Annotated in this window: 21 protein-coding genes; 9 read left to right on the top strand and 12 right to left on the bottom strand. The window is 51.2% G+C overall.

The window, feature by feature from the left end; genetic code table 11:
* Positions 1–196 precede the first annotated feature (196 nt).
* On the top strand, positions 197–1486 hold the full coding sequence (locus JRI95_03080) for a DUF2088 domain-containing protein (GenBank protein MBW2060529.1): 1290 nt from the start codon (positions 197–199) through the stop codon (positions 1484–1486).
* Positions 1487–1546: 60 nt separating this feature from the next.
* Here the strand turns inward: JRI95_03080 and JRI95_03075 are convergent, their stop codons facing one another.
* The 7 genes from JRI95_03075 to JRI95_03045 form a co-directional block, all read right to left on the bottom strand.
* Positions 1547–2842 carry an aminotransferase class I/II-fold pyridoxal phosphate-dependent enzyme gene (locus tag JRI95_03075; GenBank protein ID MBW2060528.1) on the bottom strand — a complete coding sequence of 432 codons (1296 nt, stop codon included), beginning with the start codon at positions 2840–2842 and terminating at the stop codon, positions 1547–1549.
* A 103-nt stretch (positions 2843–2945) separates the two neighbouring features.
* Positions 2946–4676: a CocE/NonD family hydrolase gene (locus JRI95_03070; protein MBW2060527.1), complete on the bottom strand. Its 1731-nt coding sequence runs from the start codon at positions 4674–4676 to the stop codon at positions 2946–2948.
* 690 nt (positions 4677–5366) lie between these two features.
* Positions 5367–5888 (bottom strand): tRNA (N6-threonylcarbamoyladenosine(37)-N6)-methyltransferase TrmO, encoded by a 522-nt coding sequence (gene tsaA / locus JRI95_03065; protein ID MBW2060526.1) that lies wholly within the window; start codon positions 5886–5888, stop codon positions 5367–5369.
* An 83-nt stretch (positions 5889–5971) separates the two neighbouring features.
* On the bottom strand, positions 5972–6601 hold the full coding sequence (locus JRI95_03060; protein MBW2060525.1) for a methyltransferase domain-containing protein: 630 nt from the start codon (positions 6599–6601) through the stop codon (positions 5972–5974).
* Between the two features lie 67 nt (positions 6602–6668).
* Positions 6669–7763 carry an iron ABC transporter substrate-binding protein gene (locus JRI95_03055; protein MBW2060524.1) on the bottom strand — a complete coding sequence of 365 codons (1095 nt, stop codon included), beginning with the start codon at positions 7761–7763 and terminating at the stop codon, positions 6669–6671.
* Positions 7760–8539 carry an ABC transporter ATP-binding protein gene (locus tag JRI95_03050; protein MBW2060523.1) on the bottom strand — a complete coding sequence of 260 codons (780 nt, stop codon included), beginning with the start codon at positions 8537–8539 and terminating at the stop codon, positions 7760–7762. The genes JRI95_03055 and JRI95_03050 overlap by 4 nt, the downstream gene beginning before the upstream one ends.
* On the bottom strand, positions 8536–9549 hold the full coding sequence (locus JRI95_03045) for an iron ABC transporter permease (protein MBW2060522.1): 1014 nt from the start codon (positions 9547–9549) through the stop codon (positions 8536–8538). Before JRI95_03045 ends, JRI95_03050 begins: the two co-directional genes overlap by 4 nt.
* 406 nt (positions 9550–9955) lie before the next feature.
* Here JRI95_03045 and JRI95_03040 point away from each other — a divergent pair, with 406 nt between their 5' ends.
* A complete protein-coding gene (locus tag JRI95_03040; protein ID MBW2060521.1) occupies positions 9956–11158 on the top strand; it encodes an ISNCY family transposase in 1203 nt (400 codons plus the stop codon).
* Between the two features lie 175 nt (positions 11159–11333).
* On the opposite strand, the gene JRI95_03035 is transcribed toward JRI95_03040, so the two are convergent.
* The 5 genes from JRI95_03035 to JRI95_03015 all read right to left on the bottom strand — a co-directional run bounded on the left by JRI95_03035 (position 11334) and on the right by JRI95_03015 (position 17528).
* A complete protein-coding gene (locus JRI95_03035; GenBank protein MBW2060520.1) occupies positions 11334–11834 on the bottom strand; it encodes a rubrerythrin family protein in 501 nt (166 codons plus the stop codon).
* A gap of 313 nt (positions 11835–12147) precedes the next feature.
* On the bottom strand, positions 12148–12870 hold the full coding sequence (locus JRI95_03030) for a TetR family transcriptional regulator (protein ID MBW2060519.1): 723 nt from the start codon (positions 12868–12870) through the stop codon (positions 12148–12150).
* Positions 12871–13149: 279 nt separating this feature from the next.
* Positions 13150–15111, bottom strand: coding sequence for an FAD-dependent oxidoreductase (locus tag JRI95_03025; GenBank protein ID MBW2060518.1), 1962 nt, complete (start codon positions 15109–15111; stop codon positions 13150–13152).
* 81 nt (positions 15112–15192) lie between these two features.
* A complete protein-coding gene (locus tag JRI95_03020) occupies positions 15193–16029 on the bottom strand; it encodes an alpha/beta hydrolase (GenBank protein ID MBW2060517.1) in 837 nt (278 codons plus the stop codon).
* A 59-nt stretch (positions 16030–16088) separates the two neighbouring features.
* On the bottom strand, positions 16089–17528 hold the full coding sequence (locus JRI95_03015; protein ID MBW2060516.1) for a CoA-binding protein: 1440 nt from the start codon (positions 17526–17528) through the stop codon (positions 16089–16091).
* A gap of 461 nt (positions 17529–17989) precedes the next feature.
* On the opposite strand from JRI95_03015, the gene JRI95_03010 reads away from it, so the two are divergent.
* The 7 genes from JRI95_03010 to JRI95_02980 all read left to right on the top strand — a co-directional run bounded on the left by JRI95_03010 (position 17990) and on the right by JRI95_02980 (position 26032).
* The gene (locus JRI95_03010; protein ID MBW2060515.1) at positions 17990–18259 is read left to right on the top strand and encodes a ferredoxin family protein; all 270 of its coding nucleotides are present in this window, start codon (positions 17990–17992) and stop codon (positions 18257–18259) included.
* A gap of 177 nt (positions 18260–18436) precedes the next feature.
* On the top strand, positions 18437–19561 hold the full coding sequence (locus JRI95_03005) for a 2-oxoacid:acceptor oxidoreductase subunit alpha (protein ID MBW2060514.1): 1125 nt from the start codon (positions 18437–18439) through the stop codon (positions 19559–19561).
* On the top strand, positions 19558–20457 hold the full coding sequence (locus JRI95_03000) for a 2-oxoacid:ferredoxin oxidoreductase subunit beta (protein ID MBW2060513.1): 900 nt from the start codon (positions 19558–19560) through the stop codon (positions 20455–20457). Before JRI95_03005 ends, JRI95_03000 begins: the two co-directional genes overlap by 4 nt.
* A gap of 5 nt (positions 20458–20462) precedes the next feature.
* Complete coding sequence (locus tag JRI95_02995; GenBank protein ID MBW2060512.1) at positions 20463–21059, top strand: 2-oxoacid:acceptor oxidoreductase family protein; 597 nt, start codon at positions 20463–20465, stop codon at positions 21057–21059.
* Positions 21056–24412 (top strand): FAD-dependent oxidoreductase, encoded by a 3357-nt coding sequence (locus JRI95_02990; GenBank protein ID MBW2060511.1) that lies wholly within the window; start codon positions 21056–21058, stop codon positions 24410–24412. Before JRI95_02995 ends, JRI95_02990 begins: the two co-directional genes overlap by 4 nt.
* Before the next feature lies 1 nt (position 24413).
* The gene (locus JRI95_02985; protein ID MBW2060510.1) at positions 24414–24839 is read left to right on the top strand and encodes a hydrogenase iron-sulfur subunit; all 426 of its coding nucleotides are present in this window, start codon (positions 24414–24416) and stop codon (positions 24837–24839) included.
* Complete coding sequence (locus JRI95_02980; protein MBW2060509.1) at positions 24836–26032, top strand: (Fe-S)-binding protein; 1197 nt, start codon at positions 24836–24838, stop codon at positions 26030–26032. Before JRI95_02985 ends, JRI95_02980 begins: the two co-directional genes overlap by 4 nt.
* Positions 26033–26096 lie beyond the last annotated feature (64 nt).

The following is a 26096-nucleotide window of genomic DNA, read 5'->3' as shown; positions in this document are numbered from 1 at the left end:
TGGTGATGATACAGGACAGAGGGCCGTTAAGGAGATAGCATTTCCTTAAAGCGGCTTCATGGATACCAGGATACTTATAACAGTGGGATCAGGCTGTCCTGGTCTTGAGAAAATTGTTCTCGCTCTACTTAAACCATATTATAAAGGTTCCGCGGGATAGCTTCGGGATTTTACAGACCAGTAACAGGAATCAGGGATGATTGACGATCAAATAGAGGTTAATATCGCCGGAGGTCTGGACATCCCTTTGCCTCAGATGGTGAAAGTGCGAGTTAATTTCGAGGCGCCAAGAATCGAGAATGTCGTTCAGGCCGTTGTTGAGCAGTTCAAGCGGGAGGAGATTCGAAAAAAGATCAAGCCCGGCTCTTCAATCGCTGTCGGATGTGGCAGCCGTGGCGTCACCAATATCGCTGCAATTACCAAAGCCGTTGTGTCCGAAATCAAGGCCCTGGGCGGTCGGCCGTTTATTTTTCCGGCCATGGGCAGCCATGGGGCCGCGACCGCGGCCGGGCAGCGTCAGGTCCTTGAAAACTATGGCATCACCGAAGATCATGCGGGCTGCCCCATCCGCTCGACCCTGGAAACTCAAGAAATCGGAGCCCTTGATGACGGCACTCCAATCCATATTGATCAATATGCTTGCGATGCAGACGGAATCGTTCTTATCAATCGCATTAAACCCCACACTAACTTCCGCGCCTCGATCGAAAGCGGGATCGTGAAAATGATGGCCATCGGCATGGGTAAAATCAAGGGGGCCACCATGCTTCATACTCACGGTTTCGGGGCCTTTGGTGATTTGATGCCTCAAGCGGCCCACTTCATCATGAATAAACTGCCCTTTCTGTTTGGAATGGGAATAGTAGAAAACGCTCTGCATGAAACGGCCATCCTTAAAATCATTCCGGCCGAATCTCTAATCGAAGAGGAGGCCGGCTTGCAGAGACGCTCCAAGGAACTTATGGGCCGGCTCTTATTTGATATGATTGATGTGCTGGTCATTGAGGAGATAGGCAAGGATATCAGTGGTGCGGGTTTCGATCCTAATATCACCGGCCGCAACAACCGATTCATTGAGTGGAAAGGACCCCTGGTCAAAAAGATCGTCCTGCTGAATCTCTCAGCGGAAACACACGGGAACGCCACCGGCGTGGGTTTGGCCGACGTGATCACCATGGAGCTCTATCGGAAGATGGACATCAGCGCAACATACACCAATACCATCACCTCCACTTACCTGGATAGCGCGTCTATCCCTTTAATCATGAACACCGAACAGGAGGCCATTCAGCTCGCCGCGAAAACCCTGGTTGGGGTGAGACCTGAGGACTGCCGTATCGTCTGCATCAAGAATACCCGCGAACTTTCAGAAATCATGGTTTCCGAGCCGATGCTGGCAAAAGTGCGTAAGCACCCTCTTATGGAGGCGGTGACTAGACCCGGGCCTTTCAATTTTGACAGCCAAGGCAATCTGTCGTTCATCTGAAAACAGCTATAAAAAGAAAAACCGCTCTAAAATGAGCTAGACAGGCGGATACCTTAAGAATCAATTTGTAACGAATGAACTTAAATCAAAATTTTCAATACTCACCAGTTGAATACAGATAGTTAAAATCTCAATGGCCGTCTGGATATCTTCCAGAGAGGGAAAGGTCGGGGCAAGGCGTATGTTTCGATCTTTGGGGTCCTTTTTATAGGGAAACGTGGAACCTTCAGGTGTTAATTTGACACCTGCCTTTGCCGCCATTTTAATCACTGCTTCGGCACATCCATCCGGCGTATCCACGCTGATAAAATACCCGCCTGCGGGTTGACTCCATGTTGCAATATCTTTATCGTCTAATTCTTTTTCCAGGATACTCAGCACCATGTCAAATTTGGGTTTCAAGATCGCGGCGTGTTTTTTCATGTGGCTTTCAATGCCTTCCATGTTCTTTAAAAACCTTACGTGGCGAAGCTGATTCAACTTGTCCGGCCCGATGGTCTGAAAGAACATCAGCTTCTTGGCAAAATCTATATTTCTTTTGCTCCCCGCCATCATGGCCAGCCCCGCTCCGGCAAAAGTAATTTTAGAAGTGGAGCCGAAAATAAGCGCTCTATCCGGATTTCCTGCCTTTTTGCAGGCTTGAAGTATATGTTTCAACTTCTTGGGGCGATCCGTGAGGTGATGAACGGCATAGGCATTATCCCAGAAGATACGGAAATCTTCGGCTTTTGTTTTCATGTTTGCCAGCCGGTCCACCACCTCATCCGAATAGATCACTCCGGTGGGGTTGCTGTATTTCGGGACACACCAGATGCCTCTGACGGCGTCATCCTCAGCCGCTAACCTTTCAACTTGAGAAATGTCCGGGCCGTAGTCCTTCATTTCCACGGGAATCATATCAATGCCTAAATGCTCACAGATCGAGAAATGACGATCGTAACCAGGACAGGGACATAGAAATTTCACCTGAGATAATTTTCCCCATGAAACACTGCCTTCTGCCACCCCGTGAATCATGGCCTGCAAAATGATATCGTGCATCATGGTCAGGCTGGAATTTCCTCCGATAATGACCTCATCCGGCTCAACCTCAAGATAGGTCGAAAAAAGCTTTTTTGCTTCTAAAATCCCATCCAACCCTCCGTAATTTCGACAATCTACTCCATCTTCGCTCTGAAAATCCTGAGCGTTTATGCAGGTCAACATATCCATGGAGAGGTCCAGTTGTTCCGGACAGGGCTTCCCTCGGGTCATATCTATTGTCAGATTTTTTAGCTGAAATTCATGGTAGCGCTTCATCAATTTGGTTTTGTATTCCTGGAGTTCTTGAGAACTGAGATTATTGAAATTTGACATGCCAACCTTCCTTTATTTCTTGAATTATAGTGGTTGTCAAAATTATGTTCCGTTTGAATGAATACAAGAGTATCAAGATCGAGATTGCTTCGCGGCGCTCCTTCTACTTGTTGCCCGGTATTACGGGCAGATCAATGTATGATGGATACTCAGACTGATGAAATATCGTCTGCACTGCTGGCACACCTTGAGCGTCTTCCCCGAAGGCGTTACCGGTGTTCATGTTGCGATCAATCCGAGGGAAATTGCTGCTTGATACGTCTAGGCGGATGCGGTGACCCTTGTGAAGAACAATACTGGTGTGAGCCATGTCTATGGTAAACTCATAAACCTCTCCAGGCGTTATGGGCTCAGGCTTGAGGACCGACTTCCTGTTCTTGGCCCGGATGCATCCTTCGGCAACGTTGTAAGCCGCGCCATGGGGATAGACGTCAATCAGCTTGGCCGTGAAATCCGTATCTTTGGCTGAGGTGGAAGCAAAGAGATGAAGGGTCAGGGGGCCGGTAATCTCCATGTCTTCCTGAAGCTCAGGCGTGGTATAGCATAAAACATCACTACGATTTTCATTCAGCGTTTGATCAAAGGGGCCTGGAACCAGCCTGCCGGTAGGCAGATTCCTGCCGCCCAGAGTCGGAACCGGAAAGCGCGGATCGTAAACAAAGATATCAGACGGTTCAGAACCGGGTTCGTTTCGACTCAATACGCCATTGCCAGATGCGGTATTGGCCCGGCCTTTGCTATGAAGATAAAAGCGCTGCCAGTCGGTTTGAGGCAGGGGCCAGGTGTCAGCGTTCTGCCATCTATCCCGGCCCATGACAAAGTAACGCACCAAAGGAATATCTTTATCAATCCCTCGCAGGTATTTGTCAAAGAAGGCCAGATGCCGTTCCTGGACAAAGGCTGCCACTCCCCTGGCTACAGGTCCAAAATGAAGTCCTCCCACAAAGGCTAATAAATTTGCCCCATGAGCCCATGGTCCGCATAAGACGTACTGCCCCTCCCGGGCTATTTTCGAACCGCCTTTTTCCCGCATGCTGAGGAAATTGTTAAACAGGGATCCCACAAAGAGATCATACCAGCCAGCGGCATGCATACAAGGAACCTGGACCTTATCATAAGACCAGTAGAGATCCTTCTCAGACTTGAGGGCTGCGAGAATGGCATCCACCCTACCGGGCTGGAAGCCCTGACGCACTCCCTCAAAATTAAAGTGAGGAACGTCTTTAAAGGGGAGGTAATTGATCACTTCGTCCGTATTGAATCGGGCCCGATCAATCATTTCCCGCATTTTTGAAACATCTTTTCCCTGCTTCTCCAACTTATCAATCATATCAATGGCCATGAGCGCAAACCAGCTTACGGATTGTTCGAAATCCAGAGGGCCGCTCATTCTGGTTTCGCTCAAAGGCCCGGCGGTGGTTATGTGCGGGGCCATGGCCTTCAAGCTGGGAGGTGCCTCCATGGCGGTCTGCCACTGAATGCGTCCGAGGTAGGAGCCACCGGCCATACCCACGTTGCCGTCGCACCATGGTTCGGATGCTATCCATTCCACGGTATCGTAACCGTCAAGGCCTTCGGGCATGCCAGGCATGTAATCGCCTTCGGATGTGAATCTACCCCTGGTATCCTGTACCACAAAGGCATATCTGGCAAAGGCGGCATCCACGGCCGATAAGTAGTCGCTCTTCCCTGACAGTTGCTTGTTATAAGGGGAACGGATCAAAATGGCAGGGTGTTTATCCTTATCGTCAGGCCGATAAACATCTGCGCGCAGCACTACGCCGTCTCGTGTCTTCATGGGAATATCTCGGTCAATCCGGATCGAGTTGGCCATAGTTTCCTCTTCCTCTTCTTATGATGATTTGTTTACTCCAGATAAATTAACTTATAGTTTACACTTTTTCTTTTTTTTGGTAAATCCCCCCCAAGGTCAAGGCCTCACATAAAGAATAGAGCTTGTGACCCGTCTGCTCCGCTTGATCTTAACTCAACCGGATAATACCGCCTCAGATTAATCATTCATACCATCTCCTTTCCTGAGCTTTCAAGGAAAAAGATATGCCAGGACTTTCCCTAAAAATAGAGGTTTTCAGAGGCTCTTTGTCCGGAGGACGATATGATAATAGCCCAGTGCTTTAGCGCTGGGCCAATGGCGAAAAAAATTTGCGTCCCATCGGGACGCTTGAAAAATTAGCCCATCAAAGGAATTTCAATCGTCCCTATGGGACTTGACTCTTTACAAATATCTAGAGCAATTGCCAAAAAAATGTTCCGAAACAGGTTCTGAAACCAGGAAGTTATAACCCGGTAATGGATTACCGGGCTATTATCAGGTGTCCCTAACGGGACTATCGTAAAAAATTCAGGGAACCCTCATGTCAACCTCATAAGTTAGCTCACAAGCTCACTCTGGCACAAGATATTCCCGTTTTCACTTACAAAAAATAATAACATTTTGAAATAACGGATCAATTCAAGAAACACTTAAAATTTATGGAGGAAGTCTTGTCAAGAGAGTTCAGGCTCAGGCTTCGGAAATCTCCTTATTGATTCGCATCATCCATTCTGACAATTCGACTTCTTCTGCGGAGTAATAGCTGGGGACATATGGTTTGAGGTCAATGATAGGGCTGCCGTCTATTGCTTCGAGTCCCTGGACTTTTAGCACGTTCTCATTTCGTTCAAGAAGGCGAACCGCAGTCACCAGGATAGGATTGGGCCGCGCCGGACTGCAGGTGGAAAAGACGCCAACCAGAGGCAGGTCCTTACGTCCGATAGGATGAACCTTGGTCAAGGTGCGCCCTTCTGGTGGAACCAGGTGTGGCCAGTAAAGAACAAGAATGTGGGAAAAGTCCTCAAGTCCATCCAGGATGCCATCCAGACCGGGGTTTATGATTAATTCGGAGATTAAGGTGCGGATTTCCCTGGCCTCTTTCCTGGTCTGATCGAAGTTTTTCTTGAGTTTGATGTCGCTTGAACTGGCCACTAAACTGGGCGCTTTAAGTTCACTGCGGACATGGCCCACCGGCTTCAGAATTATCTCCATTGTGGTTTGCCTTGTTTTTGAGTTTTCTGCGGCCACGAATAGAAAAGCTCCCAATATTTATAGTTTTTTATATCGCTGACATTTTAAGAAGATGTTGATTCAATTTTCTTCGGCACCGCGCTCAGGAAATAACCTTGATCATCATCTTTTATAAATTCAATTTTCAGCCCGGCTTTTTTGAAAAGGCGCTCCATCTCCCTCGCTTCTGGAATCATGTCGTTTTGTACGGCTGTATGAACCTTGCGGTGCAGATCATTAATCTGAGCAAAGCTTATGAAATGGAAGATTATGAACCTTCCGTTCGGCTTTAACGACCTGGCGAGAATGTTTAAAGTCTTTTCCTTGTCTTCAAAGTGAGGGAAAACCTGGTGGCATAAAATCAGATCGAAGCTACCATCCTCCAGTGGAAAGGTTTCAACTTCTGACAGGCGCACTTCGACATTCTGACGATCGTCCACCCGGAGGCGGGCGGCTTCGACCATTTTGGAGCTGATGTCCAAAGCTATCACCCGACCATTCGGTCCGACGTGGTCGGACAAGATTTCAGTCAGCCTGCCTGTGCCGCATCCAGGTTCCAGTACAGCCAATCCCTCAAGCGATTTGATTTGGGCAAAAAGCCGGCCCAATTTAGCCCTTTCTTCTGGGCCGTAATCCTGTGCCGCCCAGGGCGCCTCGACCTGTGAGTCAAAATAGAATGCTTTGCGTTCGTACAATCTTCCACCACCTGGATTGCCACGAGAGCCATGTATTGCTCCCCTGGCCACTTTTGCTGGCAGATCCTCACTTCAAATACGGTAACACTTGCCCCAACGGACCGTGGATTTTTATCATTTTCCCATATACTGGCTGGCCGATCAGGAAGGTATAGATTTCATCAGCCTTGACGCCTAGGTCCACGTCTGCAAATTTTTTGGGGTAAAGTATCTTGCCAACCGTGTAGGCGTCGGAAATGACGGTACCGATATTGGTCATGTACCAGTTAAAGGAATGAAGCATGTAGACCTGCCGCTTTTTGAATGCCTTGAGACTCTGGTAGAATTCCGGCTTCTTTTCGTAATCTTGCCGAACGCGTTCGCTGCCGCCACCGTCCAGAAAGATGATGTCAGGGTTTAAGGCCAGGATCTTCTCCTTGTTGATAAACATATGGCCTTTCTTTCCTGTGACCTTGGCCGCGTTCCTGGCTTTAACCCATTCAAAGGGCGCGTAGATGGTTTCCGTGCTTTCGATACCGTGGGTGCCTTTAAAACCAATGCCCCCCACGTACACGCTTGGCTTATTGGTTTTCGGGAACCCTTCCACTCTCGACAAAAGGTCCTTCCTGGCGCTTTCAATAAAGGAGATCACCTCTTCAGCCCGCTTTTCTTTAGCGAGAACCTGACCGGCCACGCGGAGGGAGTCGTACACCACCTCATTAAAAGTGCCAAAAGGTCCGTAGGTCAAAACGACCACAGGGATGCCGATCTTTTTTTGAAGCGCTTCGGCTTTATCTCTTTCCATGTAACTGATGAAAATCACTTCCGGGCTTACCGCCAGAATCGCCTCCAGGTCTGGCTCCTTGTTGATGGAATTCGGGCCGCCCGGTCCGATAGAAGGCAATCGGCCCAGATCATTATTAGCAATCCAATAAGGCCTGGTGAAGGGAAATCTCTTTTCAATACCTTCTACACCAATCACCTTATTCTTTCCGCCCAGGTAGATAATCAGCCTGAGCGTGCCGGGTGCGACGCAGATAATTCGGTCAGGATTTTGAGGCACAATTACCTCACGTCCAACCATATCTTTGATGGCAATCTTATTCCCGGCCTGCACCCAGTCGCCACTCGTTATGACCAGAACTGCTATCAAGGCACAACAAATGAACAGAAACCTCTTCATAACTTTCTATCCTCCTGTTGATGTCTGATTGGAATCACAACGGTGTAATCTTTAATTTGACTGAGGATAACCTCAACACCATAGACTTCTTGAATCATTGACGGAGAAACAGCCTCTTTTGGGGTCAGGGTATGAACGGTTCCGTCTTTGAGCATCAGGAAAAAATCAACGAAGCGGAAGGCCAGATTTATATCATGCATGGACACCACGGCGGAGAGTCCCTGCTCACGGACTGCGTTCGTCACCAGGTCCATGACCTGCAGTTGGTTTTTCAGGTCTAAATTGGCTGTCGGTTCATCCAGGAGAAGCACCTCCGGCTCCTGAGCCAAAGCCCGAGCCATGATAACCTTCTGCGTTTCACCGCCGCTGAGATATCTGAGTGGCCGTTGGGCCATATGTTCCAGGTGCATCAGTCTCAAGATCCGTTCAACTACTTCCAGATCATGTTCTGTAACCGCCCATTTGATATACGGTTTGCGGCCCAAAAGAACCGTATCAAAAACATTCAGAGGTTCATCCCCATACTTTTGAGGGACGTAACCAAAGTGCTTGGCAATCTCGTTTCCGCTCATACGGAAAACGCTCTGTTTTTCTAAAAGAACGGTACCGGTTTGAGGTTTGAGGATTTTATTGATGCACTTAAGTAAGGTCGTTTTACCTGCCCCGTTGACGCCGAGAATCCCCAGGATTTGTCCCGGCGGTAAATCAAAGCTTAGGTCACTTAAGACAGGATGGCTGTTATAGCTGAATTGGACGCCGTTTACTGAAAGAATCATTTATTTAATCCCCTTATAAGGAGATAAAGGAAAAGCGGCGCCCCCATGAAGGAGGTCAGAACGCCCACGGGCAGCGTACCCGATCCCACCAGCAGACGGCCGATAGTATCTGCCGCCACCAAGAGCAGCGCTCCTATGAGGCAGGCATAGGGTATCAAGAACCGATGATCCGCGCCCACGAGCTGGCGTCCGATATGAGGAGCTAATAAACCTAAAAATGCTATCACACCGTGAAAGGCTGTAGCCAGCGCCGCTACCAAGGCCGCCAGAAACATGCCTAGCAGCCGCACTTTTTCCACATTCACGCCCAAGGCTCTGGCGGCATCCTCGTCTGTGGACAACGCATTGAGGTTCCAGCGATTGAGCACGTAATAAATGACCACCAGAAAGGTGGCTATGCTTAAAACGCAAATTTCCTGCCAGCTGGAACGGGCCACGTCGCCGAAGGTCCAAAAAACCACTGTGGCTATTTCCACTTCTGAGGCAAAGTACTGAACCAGAATGGTACCGGAAGTGAAAAGCGATGACAGGGCCACACCGGCTAAAATGATTGATTCTGGCGACATCTTTTTCAGCCGGGCCAGTAAAAGGATCACCGCCGTAGCCGTTATTGATCCGATGAAGGCGAAGAAGGTCACAGTGTAGACACTGTGGATAGTAAAGGTGTTGGTGTCAGCGGTTCTCAGAGCGCTATCCAGCATACCTCCGGCCCCTAAAAACACTATCGAGAAAGCCGCGCCAAAGGCCGCGCCCTGGCTGATGCCCAGGGTAAACGGAGAAGCTAGGGGATTCCGGAGCAGGCTCTGTGTGCCCACGCCTGACAGGCCCAGCCCGCACCCAACCACGATTGCGGCCAAGATACGCGGCATCCTGATGTTCCAGACGATGATTCTTTGAGGACCCTCTTCCAAACCGAAAAGAGTACGAATAATCCTAATAACGGATAAATCATATGAACCCACGGCAATGGCAACGATCATCAGGGCCAGAAGTAGAAAGAGAAGCACCATAAAAAGATAAACCTTGCTTCTGATGGCTGCCTTGTATGTCTCGATGATTTGACCGGGCTCGTGGGTAACTGCTTCATCCTTTCTTATTGACGCCACTGCAAAATTCACCTAGATCTCCATTCTGCGCCTGCCGGCTCAGCCATATATGGTGTCCCAAGAAAAAAAAGGCCGCGCAGTTCATTTTCCTCTTCTGAGGAAACTGCCTTCGCGGCCTGAATTTTCTATCTTATATTGTTTTTTTTATGTTTATATCGTGGACTTCATGCCCACTTTACCGGGTGAGTATATCATTCATGCAGGGTATGTCAACTATTAAAAAAAGCATTGTCAGTAGCACATGATATGACCGAATTAGGTAGCACATGAGTTGACCGATCATGGATGATCCTCTTTAGGAGGATGATACATGAAACGAGCAGAGGTGCTACAAGAGGTGAGGATGATGCGGTTTGAGGACACATATGGTCGCTATCAAACGAAGACCTTGAGTTGTGAAGACGCGGCGGAGTTATTGGGGACATCGGTGAGCACATTCTACCGCATGCGCCAGCGTTATGAAGAAGAGGGCCTGTCGGGTCTGGCGGATCGGCGGTTGGGCAAGCTGTCGCATCGCCGGGCGCCGGTGGACGAGGTCATGGGGGTGCTGACTTTGTTTAAAACCAGGTACTATGATTTTACAGTCAAGCACTTTCACGAGAAGCTGGCGGGCCACGGTATTCAACGAAGCTACACCTGGACCAAAAAGGTCTTGCAGGACAATGGGTTAGTAAAGAAAGCTCCCCGGCGAGGGGCTCATCGCCGCAAACGACCCCGACGGCCTTTGCCAGGGATGATGCTGCACCAGGACGGATCAAGCCATGAATGGGTTCCAGGGAAAATCTGGGACTTGATCGTGACCATGGATGACGCCACCAGCGTCATCTATTCCGCCTTTTTTGTAGCAGAGGAAGGGACCATGAGTTCTTTCCTGGGTCTGGGGGAAGTCATCCGGAAACAGGGCCTGTTCAGTTCCTTGTATGCCGACCGAGCTTCCCACTACTGGCACACTCCCCAGGCCGGCGGTCAGGTGGACCGGACCAGACCGACCCAGGTCGGTCGAGCCCTGATACAGTTAGGCATCGAATTGATCCCGGCCTACTCTCCAGAAGCCAGGGGACGTTCAGAACGGATGTTTGAGACCCTGCAAAATCGCCTGCCCCAAGAGCTGCGCCTCCACGGTATTACAGATATGGAAGAGGCCAACCGCTTTTTAAAGGCCAAATACTTGCCCGAGCATAATCGTCGTTTCGCCGCCCCGGCCACAGAGGAAGGCAGCGCTTTCGTCCCTTGGGTGGGGGGTCGCTTGGAGGATATTCTGAGCGTGCAGGAAGAACGAACGGTCAGTAACGATAATACCGTTCGTTATAAGGGCCTTGTCCTACAAATCCCGCCGGACAAACATCGCTACCATTACGTAAAGACCAGGGTGCGGCTCCATGAATATGCAGACGGAACTTATGCCGTCTTCCATGGTCCCCGTAAGCTGGCTCAATATAATGACCAGGGACAAATCATAAATGACCAACAAGAAGCCCCGCCCAGTGTCACGCCACTTGCAGCGCGACACTAATTGGAGGTATCGCTTACAAGTGTCTCGCCACTGGGCTCCTTCGATTCATCGGTCAATTGATGTGCTACATACACCGGTCATTTTAAAATGTCATTGACACAAAGTGCCATTTAAAGACACAGCCTGAAGGTGCGGGCAGGCTATATTTTTTAGTATTGTCTTGCGTGAGATATTGCTAAGTGACGTGTTTGAATTTTTCTTTTTCCGCTCCGCAGACAGGGCACTTTTCTAGAGGCTCATCCTCACTGATATAGCCGCAAACCTGGCAGACATAATAGTCTGTCTTTCGATCTGAAAGCATATCGTTCATGGCCTTTTTGTAAAGCTCGGCATGACGGCTCTCAACGTCCTTAGCCTGTGAAAAAGCCGTTAATGCCATCTCATCGCTTTCCTCAGATGCCTCCTTGATTAGCTGGGGATATTCTTCCACATTGGCTTTAATCTCGTTTTGAAAAGCCGTTTCGAGGTTTTCTTCTGTAGGTCCAATCTTGCCGCGCATCAACATGATGTATCGGTTAGCATGCACGGATTCCGCGTCTGAAACGGCCCTAAACAAGCGGCTTATTTGCGCATAGCCTTCTGTTTCGGCTTTTTTAGCAAAGGCAGCATTTCGGATAGCAGCCTTAGATTCGGCAGCAAACGCATAGGCCAGATTTTTTTCCGTCTTTTCTGACATAACGATAAACTCCTTATTTTTCAAGATAGCGGTAAACCAGTTTACGGGTCAAGCCAACCCCTCTCACCGTTAAGGAGAACCAGCCTTCCCCTCAGGCCTGGCTCAACGCGACCCGCCTGTTGTCTGGAATCAAGCGAAAAATGATGACCTTAAAGGAATGCTTCTCCATTTTCAGCGTTTTGGTGCTTTCTGGAAAAAATGGAAAAAATACGCTCCTATAATGTCATACTAGTCTGTTATGCAGAAGAAATTAAATTCCGAAGTACTTAAATTAAAATAATTCTATTTCACTAGATCTTTTTTTAACCCATCGTTACCCTCCTTTTTGGTAAGGTTTCTCCAATGAAATACTGTGCTTTTTTAAATAAAGCTCTAACCTGCCTTTTGGGTTAATAATCCTGCTTAATATAAACTCCACCAGTTCATCCGGCGTCTCCTTGCCTGAAAAAGCCTGAGGATCATCCAGCCAGGTTGACTGCACACCGCTGAGATAGCTCATTAATGCCAAAGCGGCCAATTTAGGATCAATGTCGGGAACAATCTCACCAATGACAATTCCTTCTTGAATTAAATCCTCCACCGCTTTTCTAAGCCATTGATGGGCTTCGGGCACGCTCATCAACCGCTGTTGCAATTCCTCCTGCTGCTTCTGCAGCTCCTCCCACTGCCTGGCACGCTTCTCTGTAAACTCTGCCTTTAAGGAGTACAGCTCCAGAGCACTGCGGTACTTTTTATCCTCGTCCAGGGAAATAAGGGCCTCCTTCATCAGATTGCGGATTTTAGTGACAGGAGAGGCGTCGCCATTAATAATTTCCACGATCCGCTTGGAATATCCGCGAAAACCCTCATCTAATAAACTGACGAATAGCTTATATTTATCACCGAAATGCCAGTAGATGGCCCCGCGAGTCACTCCTGCCTTTTTCGCCACCTCCTCCAGACGCGTACTGGAATAACCTTCTCTGCAGAATATTTCACGCGCCGCCCTGAGTATCTTTTTCCTTGTTATCTCTGCTTGTTCCTTTGTCCTTCTCATCGCGGAACTCGCGGCCCTGCTAGTAAATTCAATCTGTTTTTATTTCTTTTTTTCATGACCTTTGCCTGTGCTGCTGAACTTAATGCTGCTGAAAAAATTTTTCGTGAAAAAGGCTCATAATGTCTTGGCCAGGCCAAGAGTCAGAGGCTTAATTGATTGACGATCTCAGCCAACCGGGCAATGCCTGTCGCCCTCATGGGTTGCCCCAGCCCTCTGAACCACCGTCGGGATTAAGTGGTTCAATTAGGTATAAATAATCTCTTGCCTCACCTGATTCGATTAAATCCTTCTAGCTGTTTCGTTGGCGCTCCACACGGCCCTGAGTATATTCCCGGCTGCCGAGCAGTCTCCGATTTTGTAAATTTCCGGTACCCTTCCCTTGAGTTCTTCAAAAAGGGAATCATTCTTTTTCCGGCCTCTAGAAATAATAAGCGTGTCATAATGAAGGATACTCTTTTTCCCGTCCTTATTCGTAATCGAAATTCCCCCGCCACTTATTTCCTTCACTTTCACATGAAATAAAACTTCTGGATTGCTGACCCGCACCGATTCGGGTCTCTCTCTAACAGCATTGATATCCGTGAGCTTTTTTAAGACCCACCATATGCGATTGCTTGAAGCGTGACTGGCCAATGAATTTTCACCCGCTTCACCCATTAAAACCACTTCCCGGTCTTCTTCGGCCAGGGAGACGGCCAGTTCAGCTCCATACATCAGGCCCCAAACCACAACTCGTTGGCCTATTTTATTTCTATGCCTTAAGGCCTCGATGTGGTCCATAACGCCGGTTTTTTCCAGGGCTAGTTCTGGTATTCTCAAAGATGCGCCTGTCGCTAAAAAGATGACGTCAGGATTCAATTCCTCAATATCTGCCCTATCAGCTTCCTTACAAAGTCGCACATCTAGATTCAGCTTCCTCATCTGGGCGCCGAGGTATTCTACTATGTTTCCAAATTCAGCGGTGAGGGGATCGAGCGCGAGCGCAGCCACAGTGCCGCCCAGCTTGGCGCTTTTTTCAATCAAGGTAACCTTATGACCGCGGCTGGCACTCACCCTGGCAGCCTCCATGCCCGCGATACCGCCGCCTATAATCAAAACCTTCTTAGGGCTGCTGGCCGGGGTTAAAGGAATGGACCCCGGGGCGATATCATAGTTAATGGGGCAGGGCGTGCCGCAGCCTTCCAGACATCCGATACATTTTCTGATGTCATCTGTTCGCCCTTGATAATACTTTTTCGGGGTTTCAGGATCAGAGGTTAATTGTCTGCCCATGTAAATGATGTCAGCTTTCCCCGCCTGCAGGAATTTCTCGGCCATATCGAGGTCAACAATCCGGCCCACGCCGATGACTGGCAGCTTGGTTACCTTTTTTACCGCCTCGGCATGATGGATGTAGCACCCTCTCGGATAATACATCGGGATGGTGATACCTTGGGGAGTATGAAGGATTGAGCCCTGCGAGACGTCGAGACAGTCCACGCCAGCCTCTTCCATGGCCGGGACAATGATACTGGTGGCATCCTCCAGGGTGATTCCCGCCTGCCCCAGTAACTCATCGGCGCTGATCCTGACAAACAGAGGATAATCTTTACCAACCACCTCTCTCATTTTTTTTATCGTCTCCGTGGGGAAACGAAGTCTCTTTTCCCAGGTTCCGCCATACTCATCCTCACGCCGATTATAAAACGGTGAAATAAAAGAACAGTAAAGCGTCGCCCCGCCGTGGGCGCAATGAAGCTCGACACAATCAACCCCTGCTTTTTTCAGGGCCAGGGCGGCGCTGGCGAAAGCGTTTTTATACTGCTCAATTTGCTCGACCGGAAATTCAGTGACACTGGTGATGCCGGGCATGGGTGATATACTTCCGGTCAATATTTCGAATATGGAATCCTTGGGATGATGCTCATCAGGGTAAGGCATGGGCGAAGGGCCTGTTCCACCCATGGGACCCCCGGCTCCAATCTGCACACCTAACTTGGCGCCGTGTGCGTGGACCGCATCGGCCAATTTGGCAAAACGCTCCGGACCCCCGGGCATGAGCGGATGAATTGGATTAAAAGTCCCGGTCATTATCAGCCCGGTTCCTCCTTTGGCCCTTTCTTCAAACCACCTGGCGGTCAGATCGTTGGGGCTGCGGTCTTCTGCCCTGGGCATATTGAGCAAAGGTGCAAATCCTATCCGGTTCTTCAGCTTCATGCCATTAATCTCAATTGGTTCGAAGATTTTTCTTGTCTCTTTCATTTCACTTCTCCCGGGAACATAGTCGAATTAGTATGGAAATAAAATATCAACAGGTCCTTGGACTGACCGGCTTCCCGTAGCTCAAGAAAGGGTTTTAAGAAAATTAAGGAGCTCCTTTATCGTTCGCTCCGGGTCTTCAATGGCCGTCATATGTCCGAGACCATCCAGAATCACATGCCTTGCGTCCGGAATTTCCCTGGCCATCAAGGCGCTCGGCTTCAGAAAGACGACGTCGAATTCACCGAGCAAGATCAGGGTCGGGCACTTGATCTGTCTGAGCGATTCAACCCGCGGGTCAGGATCAGTATAAAAGCTCAATATAAAATCCAGGACTGCCTTTGGATTCTGGCGGCGCAGGAATCCTTCATAAATCTTCCACATCCCTTCATTGTTCGGGTGTTCAGCCATCTTAAACAGGAAAGGTCCCGGTTCGGTTTTAATTCTGGCCATCTTTTCCTCTACGGTCGCAGTCAGCATCCTGTTTATTCGCGCGGCGCGCTCCTGCTCTGTGATCTCCTCTTGATCAGGCATTTCAACCAATGTGGCAGAACCGGTGTCGGTCAGCATAAGGCTGATAAGCCGATCAGACCTGGTCATGGCATAACGCACACCGACCATCCCGCCAGTGGCATGCGTCAATAAATGGAACCGTTCCAGACCCAATTCGTCAGCGAGCGTATCAAAGTCATCAGCCATGGTGTCCGCATCGTAACCATAAGGCTCGCCCTCGACCACCGTGCGGCCATGACCCCGCATGTCTATAGAAATAACTCTGTAATTTTCAGCTAATTTCGCGGTAACGCCCGTCTCGCTCCAGTAACCGCAATCCTCACTTAAACCATGATTGGTTATAATCGGCGCTCCTTTACCCACGTCTTCATAATAAAGCCGAATGTTTCCCTTTTCTAACCAGGACATAATCCCTCTCCTTCATTCATTGTTAACGCTACAGTCCAAATCATTGCTTTGAGTCTCTCTTACGATCTGGAAAGATAGTCGGCGTAATTTGCCAGGTAAGCCATGACACTGGCGGCATCCTCGGGTGAGCGGTAGGTGTAAATGTCGTTTTCCTCCAGTTTGGCAATCGCCTTAGACCGGTCGCGACCGCTGACCGCGGCGATGATGAGCGGCTTGTTATACCGTTCCATGCGTTCGATCAAACCATCCATAAGAGAGACTTCCCCCTCTACCATCTGTTTTTGGTACTTCTTGAATTCTTCCCGGATTTCAAGCGGAAACTCCTCAGGCGGCTGGGCAGGAAATCCGAGGCAGCTTACCGCCAGTACCGCATCCACGTTCTCAGATTTGAGCATGGTGCCCAGAGTGGGGATGGAGCCGTAAGAGTCTCCGGCCATATCCACCGGATTGGCATGGGACCAGCGCGAAGGCATCCATCGGTTCAGGCTAGTAATGGTTTCTTCGGATAATTCAGGAATTTCAAGACCGAGGCTTCGACATGCGTCCGCGGCCACAACACCAAAACCGCCGCCGCCGGTGACAATCCCAACCCTTCTGCCTCGAGGCAGGGGCTGACGAATCAAGGCTGAGGCAACGTCCAGCATCTCATCCGCCTTGTAAACCTGAATCACACCCGCCTGACGCAAGGCCGCATCGTGGATAACGGTCGAACCGCTCAAAGAGCCGGTGTGCGACCTAGCTGCGTTTGCCCCTTCCTCGGTCCGGCCAACCTTCATCATGATGATCGGTTTTTCCCTGGTAATGTTTCGAGCCAGGTTGAAAAAACGCCTTCCGTCCTTGAGTCCCTCTGCATAGGCGCAGATAATTTTGGTTTCCGGATCATCACCCAGATATTCGATGTAATCCTCGATCGTCACATCCGCTTCGTTCCCGCTGCTGATGTACTTGCTGAAGCCGATCCCTCTCTCAATGCCCTGTCCGACAATAAAGCCCCCGAAGTTACCGCTCTGGGAGATGAGGCTCAGGGGGCCCGGTTTAATTCCACGAATGCCCATGGTAAATAAATTTATGGCCGTGTTGAAATGGCCGTTGCAGTTCGGCCCCGCCACCCTTATTCCGGCCTGCCTCGCGATCTGCAGCATCTCGGCTTCAAGCCTGGCCCCCTCTTCACCAATCTCCCTGAAACCGGCCGTGATGACCAGGACTGCCTTGACTCCCTTTGACGCGCAATCTGCCATGGCCGCTGGAACGTTCTGCGGCGGAATGACAATCACCGCAAAATCTATGTCTCCAGGGACACGGGTGATGTTTTGGTAAGCCTTGACTCCGAGGACTTCCTTCATCTTAGGGTTGATAGGATAAACCGAGAAATCACCTTTGAATTTGAGTACCTGGTGGATAATGCCAAAACCCCATTTGCCAAAACTTCCTGAAGCTCCAATGACCGCTACGGACCGGGGCGCAAAAAGATAGTCAAGTTTTTTTATTGATGGTTCCATTCATACCTCCTAAATATATGCCTGCAACGGATGCTTCACATGGGAGCGGCCTGCTCAAGGCGTGTAATCTGGCTTAGTATCAAGTTGATCATAATGATCCATGACAAGACACGGTTTCCAGTCTCTCAGCCCAGTCAACTTGAAGTGATTGAATATATTTACATACACCTTGATTGTATGCAGAGATGGCACTTTGTCAATCCTTAAAATAAATTCCTTTTCATGACAGACCTGTAAAACTGCATCTGAACCCTAATTTGGTCAAATAAATCGGCTTTTTAAAAAAAACAACGGCTTCTGTCCCTGTGTTTTCCATTTGCATTTTTAAAGATTAGGTGATATCTAAGCATCAAAATTGGTGACAGGGCGAAGCACACGACGAGACTCTTGGAACCCACCAGATGTTCTTCTTTACGCAACAGTTATTCTAACCTCTCCGTGTGTCGTCAGAGGGAGCCAGGATGAAATTTTGGAGAGAGCCTCTTGACCTGGGTGTCATCCAGGTAAGTAAAGGCAAAGTGATCATCATCGAGGAGCGATGCAAGGGCTGCGAATACTGCATTAACTACTGTCCTCGCGATGTCCTGAGAATGTCCAAATCATTCAATGTCAAGGGATATCATTTCCCGGAAGTGGTAGATGAAAGTATGTGCGTCAACTGTCACTTCTGCGAGGCTCTCTGCCCTGAATTCGCTATCTTCTCGGTTGAGGTTCCAGAAACAGCTCACTAGCCCTGGCAGGTGATCCATGCTTCAATCTTAATCGCGTTCGCCCTTGGGTGGGGCCAAGGGTTAGGTGACATAGGTAAATTCAGGAATGATAAATTTTTATCAGGACTTGGAAGTCTTCAAACGAATTAAAGGAGAAACCTCGTGCCCGGGCAGGCGGTATTAACCGGAATTCATTTCATGAATGGAGATGAGGCTTGCTGTGAGGGAGCCTTAGCCGCTGGTTGTCGCCTTTTCGCCGGGTATCCCATTACGCCGGCCACGGAGACTGCCGAGCGGATGTCGCAGCGGCTGCCCGAGGTGGGCGGCACCTTCATCCAGATGGAGGACGAGATGGCCGCCATGGCCACTGTCCTGGGAGGAAGCTGGGGAGGCGTCAAGGCTATGACCAGTACTTCGGGGCCGGGGTTTTCCCTGATGATGGAAAACATCGGCCTGGGAGCATGTACCGAGGTGCCTTGTGTGGTTTGCAACGTGCAGCGAGCCGGTCCCAGCACCGGGTTGCCTACGCTTGTGGGCCAGGCGGACATGATGCAGGCGCGCTGGGGCTCCCATGGAGATTATGAGATCATCGCCGTATCACCATCGTCACCTCAGGAGATGTTCGACTTCACCATCTGGGCCTTCAATCTTGCGGAGCAGTACCGGGTGCCAGTCATGATCATGGCGGATGAGGTCGTGGGACACATGATTGAGAGGGTGGTGATTCCTGCCCAAGGTAAAATTAAGATTGTCAACCGTAAAAAGCCGTCGGTTTCCCCGAAGAAGTATCTACCTTATAAGCCGGATCGTGACCACGTGGCGCCCATGGCGGATTTTGGAGACGGCTTTCGCATGCATGTCACCGGTCTAACCCATGATGAGCGCGGATACCCGGTTATGGACGCTACCGCCCAGGAGCAAATGATAAACAGGCTCCTCAGGAAGATCCGGGCTAATGCCGACAAAATTATAAATTACGAAAATTTTTACATGGACGATGCTGAGGTGGTGGTGGTTTCTTACGGCATCAGCGCGAGGTCAGCCAGGCGGGCAATTATGGATGCCAGGGGAAAGGGGCTTCGGGCCGGTTTTATTAAACTGAATACAGTATGGCCCTTCCCGGAAAAGATGATCCATGATCTGGCCGGCAGCGTGAAGGCCATGATCATGGCGGAGATCAACATGGGTCAGATGGTGCTTGAACTCGAACGGTGTGCTGCCGGTCGTTGCCATGTACAGCTGGTTTCCCATCCCGGCGGGGCCATCATCAGACCCAGGACCATCCTTGAGGCTATCGAAGCGACGCTTAAGGAGGCGTCATGAGCGCTAAAAGAAAGAAAAAGGCTGTACAGCGGCATCCGCAAGACGAGCTCTTGCGGACCGACCGCCTGCCTCACATCTGGTGCCCCGGCTGCGGGATTGGCACCGTGTTCAGCTGCGTCATCGCGGCTATTCAGAAATCCGAATTTGAGCTTGATGATATAGCCATGGTATCGGGCATCGGATGCACGGGCAGAATGGCAGGGTACATTAAACTGGATTCGTTCCATACCACCCACGGCCGCGCCATTCCCTTTGCCACCGGATTGAAACTTGCCCATCCTGAAGGGTGTGTCATCGTTGCTTCAGGCGATGGCGATCTTCTGGCCATCGGTGGCAACCACTTCATCCACGCCGCCCGGCGCAATATGGACCTCACCGTCATCTGTGTCAATAACTTCAACTATGGCATGACCGGCGGCCAGCTCGCTCCTTCCACACCCTTTGGAGCCAAAACGACCACCAGCCCTGTCGGGAGTCCCGAGGAGCCGTTTAATATGTGCGCCCTGGCGGCCTCCTGTGGAGCTGTCTATGTGGCCCGCTGGACCGCACTTCATATCCGAAGGCTCACCGGCTCGATCTCCGAGGCCATGCAAAAACCGGGCTTTTCCTTCGTCGAAATCCTATCTCCCTGCCCGACCTCATTCGGCCGGCGCAACAGGATCCGCAACCCTCTTGATCTCGTTCGGTTCTTTCATGAACGTTCAGTCATCAGAAACGGCATAGACCCTCAAGACGCGGTCCTGGACTTCAATAAAAACCTGGTAGTCGGCACGTTTGTGGACATAGAACGTCCCACATTCCTGGATAATTACCAATTGATGAATCGCCGAGAGCTGGGAGACTGGCCGACTCTCGAACCGAAGGCCTTTGTGCCAGAAGAGCAGGCCTCAAGCTAACACCCATGGCGGCTAAAAAAGAAACAGAAGTTGTTATTACCGGATTCGGCGGTCAGGGCATCATCCTGACCGGCAACATCCTGGGCAAGGCGGCAACTATCTACGACGGTCGGCACGCCATCATGATTCAGTCATACGGACCTGAGGCCCGCGGTGGGTCCTGCTCCTCCCAGCTCATCATAAGTGACGAGGAGATCCTCTCTCCTTACGTGGAGCAGCCAGAAGTATTGATCTGCATGAACCAGGAAGGCTATGAGAAAAACGTGGAATCCCTTGTCGCTAAGGGACTTCTCGTGTGGGATACCGATTTAGTCCAACCCAAGAACCTCGACCCAAACTGGTCGGCTTACCATATTCCAGCCACCAGGTTCGCTGAAGAACTGGGCAATAAGATGATGGCCAACATCGTAATGCTCGGCTTCTTATCAGTAATCAGCAACCTTGTCACCGTCGAGTCCCTCAAAGAAGCCGTGCTCAGCTCGGTGCCGCCCCGCACCAAGGAAAGCAACTCCCAGGCATTTGACCGTGGACGGGAGTATGGGGCGGCCATACTCAAGAGCAGGTCTAAGCAAGATCGGAGCCGGGGGAAAGCGCAACGGTGACTGAAAAATCGAAAACGCCGAAAAATGCGGTATTGATTCTGGGTTCGGGATACGGGGCTCTCAAGATCGCAGAGGATATGGCCCAGTCTGCCATTCCGGCGGTTTGGGTCACTCGGGCCCAGCATTTCCTTGAGCTGCCAGGTGGGATTGAAGGCTTCAGGGAATGGCCCGAAGACCTTAACTTCCAGTTCAGACCTCTCTACCTGCGGGTGACTCGTCACCCCCTGATCACGACGCTGACTCGAGCGCACGTCACGTCCATTGATAAAAGTGGAGACGGCTATAAGGTGGTAGTCGAGCAGTCTCCAATGTATATTGATTACGACCTCTGTATAGGCTGCAGCCGCTGCATGGAAATCTGTCCCCTGCAGGAGAGTGATCAGCCTCCCCTGTCACGTACTCCAGCTTACTGCCCCTCCCGGGCGCTCGAGCTGGACAAGAGAAAAGTCAGTCCCTGTCGAGAGAGCTGTCCCTTGGGGGTGAACGTACAGGCATATATGGCCCTCACTGCGGCCGGTCGTTTTGAAGAGGCCCTGGCGGTTATCAGAGAAGACAACCCCTTACCCGGCGTGTGCGGCCGTGTTTGTCATTACCCTTGCGAGTCATCCTGCCGCAGGAGCGACCTTGACCAGCCACTGGCGATTCGCGCTCTGAAACGCTTTCTTTTTGATTACGAGGCTGCGCAGGGTCCACCTCGATTCAAGATACCTGAGCGGAAGGAACGTCCGGAAAGAGTGGCCATCATCGGGTCCGGCCCCTCAGGCCTCACCGCGGCGTATTTCCTCCACCGGGCAGGGTTTAAGGTCACCATATTCGAATCCTTCCCTAAAGCCGGTGGGATGCTGCGGGCCGGGATCAACGCCTTTCGATTATCCCGAAAGGTTTTGGATGCGGAAATCAAGGCCCTGGCTGACCTGGGAGTGAAAATACAGACCAACACCACGATAAGTTCCATTGAGAAACTGTTCGATCAATGCTACAAAGCGATTCTCCTGGCAACAGGGACGCATTCTGACCTCAGACTCAACATCCCCGGTGAGGATCTGGAGGGTATCCATCCCTGCGTTAAGTTCCTCACCGGCGTCAATATCAAAGGCCAGGGCGAGGTTGGCGCTCGCACCGTTATCATTGGCGGCGGCAATTCAAGCATGGATGCGGCGCGAACGGCCTTACGGCTGGGTTCAGCAGAGGTTACGGTGCTGGCTATTGAAAAAGAAGACGAATTGCCCGCCAGTCCCGATGAGGTTCGTGAAGCCGGAGAAGAAGGTGTTCGATTCAGGCTTGGCGCTGCGCCAGTTGCATTTGAAGGAGACCGACTGGTGGAGCGGGTTATCTGTCGTCCGGCTCACTGGGAATTTTCTGAATCAGCGCCGCCCCGAATCGTGTTCGACTCCGAAAAAACCTTTACCCTGGATGCGGACACGGTCATTGTCGCCATTGGCCAAAGGCCGCATCTCGATCAGTCAGGCCTGGATAAAGCGCTCAAAACCGGACCCGGGGGAAGGCTGGTAGTGGACAGGAAGCTGCGTACCTCCTGCCAGGGTGTTTTCGCAGCCGGTGATGTGGTTACCGGCCCTTCCACCGTCATACAGTCCATGGCTGACGGCCGCATGGCAGCCGGGCGAATTATAGAATATCTGACCCGGAAGCCGTTCCCGTTTGAAGAATTCATGGCTGAGACACGCGGTGTTGGCGACTATGTAGAGATTTCAGAGGATGTTCCCAAACAGCCCAGACAGGAGATGCCTCAGCGACAGCCCCAAGCACGGCGTCGTGACTTTCTTGAAGTGGACCTCGGTTTCACGACCGAACAGGCGATCTCCGAAGCAAAACGATGCCTGCAGTGCAGTAGCTGCTGTGAGTGTCGGTTGTGCGAGTCGGTCTGTGTTGATATCGGCGCTATCAATCACTTCAGAACCGGCGAGCACATCGAGCTCGAAACTCCGGCCGTGCTCGTGGCTGACGAAGCGGAGCTGCCTGAACCAGTCTCTGAGTTTGGTGAAGGCATTTATAAGGCAGAACATTTCCAGGGCGCTACCGACCTCATGGACGTGCTGGTGGCGGGGAGCGCCACGGCTGGCCGAATCATGGCCGAGACACTGAATCTCAGGGCTTCGTCAGTTCCAGTGGAAACAGAAACGCTCGGCTGGCCTGACGAGATGCGGCTTGGATTTTTCCTTTGCACCTGCAATGGGACCATGGCGCCTCAGAGCGCGCTCGAGCGCATACGTGAACTGGCCGATTCAATCCCCGGGATCGAACATAGCGAATTGATTTTTTCAGCCTGCCACCCCGGCGGGGCGGAGAGGATCGCCCGGGCCGTGCGCGAAAACCATCTGGCGCGGGTAATCCTGGCTTCATGCGTTTGCTGTCCGCTGGAGTTCCAATGCATCTCATGCAATGATCAGCGAAACCGTGCCAGGATTCATCTTTTCGAGCGGCTGGGACTGGAACGCAGCCGTTTCGAGATGATCAATCTGCGTGACCACCTGCTAAGCGGAGATCAATCAGAGGATGAGATTGTTGAAAGAGCCAGGGACCTTCTTCGGGCGGCCTTTATCCGATCCCGCTTCATGGGGCCGTTAAGGCAAGGCATAACCGAAATTGGCAGGCAAATTTTGATTCTGGGCGGTTCGGAGGTTGGTATAAGCTGCGCTAAAAATTTAGCGCTTCAAGGATTTAAAGTGAAGCTGGTCAACCGGTGCCGGCTCCCAGGCTCGGACCTCCCCGAGGAGATCCGTAAAAGGCGTGCGCCTCGAGGTCTTGACCGGTCTATCAGTTTAGTGAAAGAGGCGGAGATCGGGGAGATTCAGGGTCACATCGGGGACTTCAGGGTCACGGCCAGGGATGGGGCCGCCCGGCGGCGGTGGCGCGCTGATATCGTCTGCCTGACTGATGAGAACGTGCTGCCGCTTGCCATTCATGAAGATATGATGGGTCTCAAGAAATTCTACCGCTATGATTTCGCTTTTTTTCATTCGCCTCAAGTCGGGCTGTACCGGGTTTTGCCTCGAACCTTGAAGAGGGTGAGCGCTTACGAGGCTGGCGCGGCCCTGGCTGCTGAGGTGGCCACCGCTGCGGCTGAAGCGTTCTTGAAGGATCACCAGTTAAGTCCCCGCGTTGACCCGGAGCGGTGTAGAGGATGCGGCCGCTGCGTTGAGATCTGCCCGTTTGACGCGGTAACGCTGGTGTCCGACCATAGAGGTATTTATACGGCTGAAGTGTTGCGATATAACTGCGTCGGCTGCGGCGGTTGCGTTGGCCGCTGCCCGGTCACAGCCATGGATATGCCTTATTTTTCCAATCAACTGCTCGAAGAGATCGTCATGGGCACCCTGGCCGGGGAACGCTGATATGGGCCGGGCAAATCTCCTGGGTATCTGTTGTAACTGGAGCCCCTATGCCTGCTACAATGCGGCTGGCATGGCTCGAATGGAGATGCCGCCGAACTTTCGGCTGATACGTGTCATGTGCATCGGTCGCATCAACCAGGCTCTGATACTGAGGGCCTTTGAGTTCGGCGCGGATGGCGTAATTCTTTTGGAGTGTAAAGACGAGGATTGTCGCTATGGCCCAGGACCGGAAATGGGTCACACCAATGTCAAAAGGGTGCGCCGGCTTCTGCACCTTCTTGGCGTCGGCCAGAATCGTTTGGTAGAGCGCAGTTTTGCGGCTCATGAACGAGAGGAATTGGTCGGAGCGCTTTGGGAGTTTGCCAGACAGATCGAGGCTTTAGGGACCCATCCCGCCAAGCCGCGGCAGGAGCGGGAGGCGTCATGAAGCTGGACCATCCCAAGATCAAAGAGATCATCAGGGACAGGTCCCTCTACATGTGTCTGGAGTGCGGCAAATGCTCCGCGTCCTGCCCCAGGATGCTTACTGGTAAGGAGTACTCACCCAGACTTCTGGCTCAGAAGCTTATCGTCGAACCGGAAGACGAGGCCTTTATCGAGAACTCGGTCTGGGAGTGCTTGACCTGCGGGCTTTGCGAGGAACGCTGTCCTTCTGGCATTGAGTTCAGCCGATTCATTTTAGAAATGCGAACCATTCTCGCCAAGGCCAAGGGCCTCAAGGGCTACCGGGCTCACGATGGGGCCTTGCATTCCTGGATGAGGATGATGACGTCTCCCGATCTCGAACAGAATCGGATGGACTGGCTCGTTCCAGACCTCAAGGTCGCAGAGTCTGGCCCCATAGCCTTCTTCACCGGATGCACGCCGTATTTCGATGTCTTCTTTGCCGGGATTGAAGTGGATACCCTTTCCATCACCCGAGACAGCATCCGACTATTGAATTTCCTGGATATCGAGCCGGTAATCCTGTCTGAAGAGCGCTGCTGCGGACACGATCTTCTCTGGACCGGAGACAGGGAGAACTTCGAGACTCTCTGCTGGCTGAACTATGAGGAGTTCAAGGCCGCCGGGGTCGAGGAGGTCGTGGTGTCCTGTCCGGAATGCTACCAGGTTTTAAGTTGCTTCATGCCTGAAGTAATCCCGGAATTTGACCTCAAGGTAACCCTGCTCATTGATCTCTTGGAGCGGGAGATCCGTAAAGGAGGCGTGTCATTTAAGCCTTTTAAACGAAAGGCAACTTACCAGGATCCATGCCGATTGGGCCGAACGTTAGGTCGGTACGAGGAGCCGCGTGCCTTGCTCAACATGATTCCCGATCTGGCGCTAAAGGAAATGGAAAATTCGAGGCACAGCGCCATCTGCTGCGGGAACAATAGTTTTATCAATTGTGACGCTTACTCCAAGCAAATTCAGATCGAGCGACTCAAAGAAGCCAAAGCGACCAGAGCGGACCTTTTGGTCACCGCCTGTCCCAAGTGCATGATCCACCTGACCTGCGCCATGCGGGACCCAGTCCAGCGCGGTTCTCTTTCCATGGAAATCCGCGACCTGGCGAACGTGCTGGCTGATCGAATCGAGTGGTCGGAAGGAGAGAAGGCAATTGGATCGGAGAAGAGATGAGTCTTGACCGAAAATCGTGGTTTAGCCGTTTAATGAACCATGGCCGGGTCTAAGGCTCATTTAA

The organism is Deltaproteobacteria bacterium (assembly GCA_019308995.1).
In the GTDB taxonomy this organism is placed as follows: Bacteria; Desulfobacterota; Desulfarculia; order Adiutricales; family JAFDHD01; genus JAFDHD01.
This window is presented reverse-complemented; position numbering and strand designations above follow the sequence as displayed.

Excerpts from the sequence above, each read along its gene's own strand:
- JRI95_03025 (MBW2060518.1), bottom strand. The coding sequence starts at position 15,111 with ATGAAAGAGACAAGAAAAATCTTCGAACCAATTGAGATTAATGGCATG.
- JRI95_02995 (MBW2060512.1), top strand. The coding sequence starts at position 20,463 with ATGGCGGCTAAAAAAGAAACAGAAGTTGTTATTACCGGATTCGGCGGT.
- JRI95_03055 (MBW2060524.1), bottom strand. The coding sequence starts at position 7,763 with ATGAAGAGGTTTCTGTTCATTTGTTGTGCCTTGATAGCAGTTCTGGTC.
- JRI95_03005 (MBW2060514.1), top strand. The coding sequence starts at position 18,437 with ATGAATGGAGATGAGGCTTGCTGTGAGGGAGCCTTAGCCGCTGGTTGT.
- JRI95_03050 (MBW2060523.1), bottom strand. The coding sequence starts at position 8,539 with ATGATTCTTTCAGTAAACGGCGTCCAATTCAGCTATAACAGCCATCCT.
- JRI95_03035 (MBW2060520.1), bottom strand. The coding sequence starts at position 11,834 with ATGTCAGAAAAGACGGAAAAAAATCTGGCCTATGCGTTTGCTGCCGAA.
- tsaA (MBW2060526.1), bottom strand. The coding sequence starts at position 5,888 with ATGGAGATAATTCTGAAGCCGGTGGGCCATGTCCGCAGTGAACTTAAA.
- JRI95_03000 (MBW2060513.1), top strand. The coding sequence starts at position 19,558 with ATGAGCGCTAAAAGAAAGAAAAAGGCTGTACAGCGGCATCCGCAAGAC.
- JRI95_03020 (MBW2060517.1), bottom strand. The coding sequence starts at position 16,029 with ATGTCCTGGTTAGAAAAGGGAAACATTCGGCTTTATTATGAAGACGTG.
- JRI95_03030 (MBW2060519.1), bottom strand. The coding sequence starts at position 12,870 with ATGAGAAGGACAAAGGAACAAGCAGAGATAACAAGGAAAAAGATACTC.
- JRI95_03070 (MBW2060527.1), bottom strand. The coding sequence starts at position 4,676 with ATGGCCAACTCGATCCGGATTGACCGAGATATTCCCATGAAGACACGA.
- JRI95_03045 (MBW2060522.1), bottom strand. The coding sequence starts at position 9,549 with ATGGTGCTTCTCTTTCTACTTCTGGCCCTGATGATCGTTGCCATTGCC.
- JRI95_02985 (MBW2060510.1), top strand. The coding sequence starts at position 24,414 with ATGGGCCGGGCAAATCTCCTGGGTATCTGTTGTAACTGGAGCCCCTAT.
- JRI95_02980 (MBW2060509.1), top strand. The coding sequence starts at position 24,836 with ATGAAGCTGGACCATCCCAAGATCAAAGAGATCATCAGGGACAGGTCC.
- JRI95_03010 (MBW2060515.1), top strand. The coding sequence starts at position 17,990 with ATGAAATTTTGGAGAGAGCCTCTTGACCTGGGTGTCATCCAGGTAAGT.
- JRI95_03015 (MBW2060516.1), bottom strand. The coding sequence starts at position 17,528 with ATGGAACCATCAATAAAAAAACTTGACTATCTTTTTGCGCCCCGGTCC.
- JRI95_03080 (MBW2060529.1), top strand. The coding sequence starts at position 197 with ATGATTGACGATCAAATAGAGGTTAATATCGCCGGAGGTCTGGACATC.
- JRI95_03075 (MBW2060528.1), bottom strand. The coding sequence starts at position 2,842 with ATGTCAAATTTCAATAATCTCAGTTCTCAAGAACTCCAGGAATACAAA.
- JRI95_03040 (MBW2060521.1), top strand. The coding sequence starts at position 9,956 with ATGAAACGAGCAGAGGTGCTACAAGAGGTGAGGATGATGCGGTTTGAG.